This window comes from Mesorhizobium sp. P5_C1 (genome assembly GCF_054049815.1).
Genome location: NZ_JBFULQ010000356.1, coordinates 1 through 5,880 on the forward strand (window position 1 = coordinate 1; position 5,880 = coordinate 5,880).

General features: G+C 58.3%; 4 protein-coding genes. 3 read left to right on the top strand and 1 reads right to left on the bottom strand.

All coding sequences use genetic code 11. The features are described from left to right. A partial coding sequence (locus ACXJ7R_RS22905; protein WP_457153841.1) for a hypothetical protein occupies positions 1 to 395 on the bottom strand: 395 nt, incomplete at its 3' end. Positions 396 to 671: 276 nt separating this feature from the next. Here ACXJ7R_RS22905 and ACXJ7R_RS22910 point away from each other — a divergent pair. From ACXJ7R_RS22910 to ACXJ7R_RS22920, 3 genes are all read left to right on the top strand, one after another. Beyond that, positions 672 to 1,295, top strand: coding sequence for a nuclear transport factor 2 family protein (locus tag ACXJ7R_RS22910; protein WP_457153842.1), 624 nt, complete (start codon positions 672 to 674; stop codon positions 1,293 to 1,295). Between the two features lie 48 nt (positions 1,296 to 1,343). Continuing rightward, a complete protein-coding gene (locus tag ACXJ7R_RS22915) occupies positions 1,344 to 3,308 on the top strand; it encodes a hypothetical protein (protein WP_457153843.1) in 1,965 nt (654 codons plus the stop codon). Between the two features lie 97 nt (positions 3,309 to 3,405). Next, on the top strand, positions 3,406 to 5,880 hold a 2,475-nt coding region (locus ACXJ7R_RS22920; protein WP_457153844.1), incomplete at its 3' end, for an ATP-binding protein.

Below are 5,880 nucleotides of genomic sequence, written 5' to 3' on the forward strand. Positions count from 1 at the left end.
ACATAGTTCCCTGCTTCATAGATGGCGTAGTACAATGACAGATCGACGGGCACGGAAATCGATTGTCCGGGTTCAATATTGATAAAATCAGCCTCAGTCGGTTCTCCTCGCTTCACCAAACGGCCGATATACTGAACTGGCTGCGACCCTCTCGTCACTGAAAATATTTCGCCGGAGACGCCGTTGATTGGCGTGGTCCACTTGAGCACCCTGATCGGGCTGCCTGATCGGTTCGTGAGAGTAAAGTCAATAATTAGGGGGGTATCGTTTCCATAAGAAGGCAGGCGCGATTGCAGAACTATCTCAATTTCCTGATTCTGCTGCGCAAACGCCAAAGGCACAACGCTAAAAAAACATGAAAGTGCCAATACAATATTTCGAACAATACTCGGCATTTTTATGCTCCTATATAACCACGATTAGACTCTATTGCTTCGTCTAAGTGAGTTTTTAGTTTGCGATAACATACCGGAAACGCCCACGGCCTACCTTGCAAGTTAGGAATGAAATTGCTGCAGGCCGGGCATTGCAACTTACCGCAAATTCAAAAAAACAGGAACACGAAATCATGTCCGTGGCCACGTATGCCATCGATTTCGGCTGACACCTTCTTTGGGGTGGTATAAGATGAATGGGTACTTTTCCATCAAGCTCCATAAGAGGGGGCCGTCATGAGCGAGCGTCGGAAAGGCATAATAACCAGTTGCGCGATTTTGAGGTTTTTTGCCCTGGTTTTCGGGTTCTGTTTTGCTTTCAGCGGCACTGCTTCAGCTGATTCCTGCGGAACAGAAGCTACTCCCGGTTGGAATCTCGAGAATCCTCCGGCCGAAGATCGTCAAGCAATTCAAGATCTTTTGTCCCGCTATGCCTGGACGATCGACGAAAGAAATGCAGCCGCGTTCACCGCCCTCTTTGCGAAACCGCAGTCGTCTTACTATGAGATTTGCAGTACAAGCAGCAGTATCCTCAAGTTGACACTCGATCTTGGTCCGGAGTCGCCAGACGATCTTCTTGAGCAGATGAAAATAATAGTTAAGAAACTGGAAACCGATAAGCTCCAGACCCGGCATCTCGTGACCAACACCTTGTTCGATGTGGTTGATGGTAAGACAGTGAATACCAAATCGATAGTCCTGGTCACTCTGCAGGACTCCCACTCTCCAGCACCGGTTCTTGACTATTCGGCGGATGCCCGGGCCTCTTTTGTAAAGGGCGACGACGACATCTGGCGATTTCAATCGCTTACTGTCCACGCCGACTATGCTGCTGGCTCTGTCGCAGCCAAGAAGCGATGACGCCCAAAGATCGGCTATGGGTTCACTGGCACGCTCCAGTGGGCTGAAATGCGTGCCGTTGCGCTGATCGCTGCTGTCCTCGGCATTGCGCTTCTCCTGCTGTCCGGGACGATCGGGCTTCGACATGCAGCTTTTGTATCGACGCCGCGAGCCGGCGAGAGGCAAGGCTCCGATCAGGCCGACGTGGTTTGCAGCAAGGCGAGCGGCTGCGCGGTGTCACAATTGCCGCGCGGTTCCGCTGTCAAGCTGCTGCGACCTCGCGGCGTCGATTTCGCTCCGGCTGAACTCGATGGGAAGTCGTTTGCCGAAGCCGTTACGCGATGGAACCCTGACATCTTTTGGGCGCCAGCCTCAAAGAGCACCGACGTCATAACCAGGTCTGGCGATGAAGCGCGGGCGGTGTTCGGTCCTATTCCCGACGGCGATTGCGACAGCCCACAAATGAAGGTCATCCCACTGGAAGTTGATGGCAATGTCGTCGACCTCAAGCCCAATCCGACAAAACCAGGTTCTCCGCTGGAGTTCGAGCACAGGAACGAAAACGGAGAGGTGGTGAAATGGACGGCGACATTGCCCAAATGCGACAAGCCTTCGCTGACTGGCAGCACGACCTACTGTGGGCTGAACTCGCGTGTCGTAAGGGTCGTGCGCGGCAACGTTGAATGGCTGTTCCTCTGCAGAAAATCCAATATCAGCCAGGAGGTCAGCGCCGATCCCTACTGGACGCGGTCGGATCCGAGATTTTCTGTCTTCGGCACAATCGGATTCAATCGGAAATCCGGAGAAATCATCTTCTTCGACGGCCGCAAGGACCAGAGCGTGTTCGACTGGTCAAAGCCCTTCGTTCCGCCAGGCGGGCGAAACTATTCCGATAATGTCGGAAGGACTGCGGCGGAGAAAATCTATGATTCGACGTTCAAGATCTCGTGCCATGCATGCCATGACAACAAAAGCCCCTATGTGATTGATCCGCACATTGCACAGAGCAGGGTAGGGTTCCGTTCAGCCGACGATCCCAAATCGACCGCCTTCAGCCTGGGAGATTTTCTACCGCATCGGCCGCGGTTGCCGGGCGCGCCGTTCCGCGTGGTCGGCTCCGGCTACACCAGCACCTACCCCAATGAACTTCGCCATGCCAGGACGGTCGACGATCCAACGGGCAACTGCACAAGCTGCCACACGCTTACCACACAAATCACGGGCCGCCGTTTTGCCGCGGACGCAGTGGGGCATGAGCCGACGGTCACGTCGCCAACCTGGGTCCAATTGCTCGAGCTGCGCGAGGAAGAGATCATCTACGCAGGGATCGCCGCACACCGGACGGATTGGGCGGCCGGCAGCGGTGGCATCCATCCCTGGATGTTGCCGGGGTCCGGCAATGACCTGTCCTCCCGCGCGCCTCGCCTGAGCTCAGAGGACTGGCGGAAGCTGAGCGACTGTCTATGGGGAGCCGGTGGCTCCGAATGTGGCTACCGCCCACTCTACACTGGCTGCCCGGCGCCAGAGGCGGAGGATGAAGGCTCTTCGCTCGCCGATTCCAGGCTTCAGCTGTTGCCTCGGCCGCCCGGAGAGGAGGCGAAGACGCGTGTCCTTCGTGCAAGCTGGACCTTTCGCAACAGCTACGGTGGTGTTCCGGAGCGCGACGATATCAGGATCAATGTGGCCGTCAGGACGGACGCGATTCCGGCAAATGGGGAACCGCCACAAAGTGGCGACTATCCGAGCATCGAACAGGCAAAGGGTACCAACGCCGAGGCCATCTCCGGTTCGGTCAGCGCAGCCGGTTCCAGCTTGTTGGTTGAGAACGTTTCGTTTGCCGGTCACACGAAGTGGAGCGATCCGACGCCGTCGATGTCGCCGCGCACTTTCCAAGTCGATCTGCCTGGTGAGTGCAACCGACGCACCTTGATACGCTTGGTGCCCAAACGGTTCTGCTTCGACCAGAGCGAAGCGGCATTTAGCGCGGCAGATCACTTGATCTACGCCGATGTTCAGTGTGACGAGCTGCGATGATCCGCTCGACGCGATCGAAAGCGGCTGATGAGCGCCGGTATTTGCGATAACATGACTGGTGCTACATGGTCGCCGCACCAAGGAGGGTCCCAGAGCCGTGACCACACCGGTTCCATTGGCTAGCCCGATTTTGCCCGGCAGCCCAGGGAAGTCTGTTGCAGAGCGGCGTTATCTCACCATTCTGTTTTGCGACATGGTGGGGTCAACCGAATATGCCGACCGCCTGGATCCCGAGGACTTCCAACGCCTGATCGAGAGCTTTCTGCAGACCTGCAGCAGCGTCATCCGCCGCCGCAAGGGTGTGACGGCCAGCTATATCGGCGACGCCGTCCAGGCCTATTTCGGTTATCCAATTGCTGGCGAGGACGACAGCGAGTTCGCCGTGCTCGCGGCACTCGAGATCGTCGATGCGGTAGGCACCATCTCGGCAAGTCTGGGATATCCGTTGCAAGTGAGGGTGGGTATCGCGAGCGGCCAGGTCGTGGTGGGGGAGTTCGTCGGCGCGCCGAGCGGCGTGTCCACCGTCGCCTTCGGCCACGTCGCGCATCTAGCGGCACGGCTGCAGGTCCTGACCAAGCCGAACACGATCCTTGTCGACGCGGCGACCTTCGAGGCCGCGAGCGGCGCGATTGATTTCACCACGTTCGGCAAACATGAGCTGAAGGGATTCGCCGAGCCAGTCCAGGTTTGGCAGGTGCAACGGGCGCGCATGGTGCCGACTCGCTTTGCAAAGCGTGCGCGCATGACCAAGCTGTGCGGCCGCAATGCCGAATTGCGACTGCTGATGGAGCGCTGGGAGACCGTCGTGCGCGACAGGCGCGGCAATGCGGTGTTGGTCTCGGGGGAGTCGGGAATCGGCAAATCCCGGTTGCTCAACGAGATCCAGCAGCGCCTGCGCAGCTTTCCGCAGCTGACCATGCAATGTTCTCCGACCTTTGAGAACAGCACCCTTTATCCATTCCTCGCGGAGTTGCAGAGGATCGCAACGATCGAGGACGGTGACTCGACGGAAGAAAAGCTGCGAAAGCTCAGCAACGGATTGTCGATAGGTTCTGTGTCCAGCGACGTCGCGCTGGCGATCTTCTCAAGCCTGCTCGGCCTACCGACGACTATGCCGGACAGGCTTGAAGGGATAAGCGCCGAACGACAGCGCAACATTGCCGAGCAAGCGTTCATCGATTTGGTCAGTTATCTGGCGCGTGCTACCCCGATCCTGATCTTGTTCGAAGATGAACAATGGGCCGACGCGACCTCGCGCGACCTTCTCGACAAGATCGTCGCCAGCCTGGCTTCGACTCCTGCGCTGTTGCTTGTGTCGAGCAGGAACCACTCAAGCGTTCCGTGGGTCGACGGGCCGGACGTGCATCACATCAGTCTTGAAGCGCTCGGCCGCGAGGATGCCGAAGCGATTGTCCATGACATCAGTCCGAATGCGCTCGCTGCTGATGTTTCGGTGGTGCTCGACCGCAGTGAAGGCGTCCCTCTCTATATCGAAGAGCTTACGCGGAGCGTGGTCGAAACAGGATTGCGGCTGGACGTATCGCAGCCGAAACGTCTGTCACCTACGACCAACATTCCGAACTCCCTGCAGTTCTCGCTGCTTGCCCGCCTCGACAGGCTGGGGCCCGCCAAGGAAATTGCGCAGATCGCAGCGGCGATCGGCCGCGTATTCGATTTCGACATATTGCGCGAGATCTGCGATTGGCCCGAAGCGGAGTTGCGCGCCGCGGTTGGCGACCTGGTGCGCACGGGGCTGATCGTCGCCGAACGGGGGACAGCCGGCGCGGGCTTTTCGTTCACCCACGTGCTCCTGCAGCAGGCCGCCAGAGGCACGATGCTGCACGAGCGCGCGCAGCAGATTCACCGATTGATTGCCGAATGTATCGAACTGCGCGACCACAACGCGGCTTTTGCCTATCCCGAAGTGCTCGCTGAGCATTTCGCAGACGCAGGTCTGTTCGACCGCGCCGCTGACTACTGGCTGCTGGCAGGGCTGAAGGCGGCCAAGACTTGGGCAAAAGTCGACGCGGTGCGTACCTTCAGGAAGGGGCTTGAAGCCGCGAAACTCTTGCCCGAATCCGACGATCGTAGCCGCAGGCTGCTTCGCTTCGAACTGGAACTGGGCGACGTGCTCTACGCTGCGCTAGGCTACGTGACGGGCGAGGGCAGTGCCGCATATCAGCGGGCCATAGAACTGAGCGGGAAGCTTGGCGAGCCGGAATCGACGATCAGGGCGCTCGACGGGCTTTTCGGCACCCATTTCAACTCAGGTCAGTTCGGTAAGGCCCTCGCGGCCAGTGATGAGTTAATTCGGGTCGGCGAGGAGGGCGGTTACCTAAACGCGCTCGTCATAGGTCTGCAGTTCAAGGGGATGAGTCTGTTCTCACAGGGCGAGTTGGTGGCGGCCCGGCAATATCTTGAGCGCGCTCTCAGCCACAAGGACAGCGCAGACAAGGTCGGCAGCGACTTTCCGAGCATGGCCATGATCTACCTTTCCTGGACCTTGCATATTCTGGGATATCGCAGCCAAGCGCTGAAACTCTACCTCGAGGCGGAGGCGACCGTTCGGCAG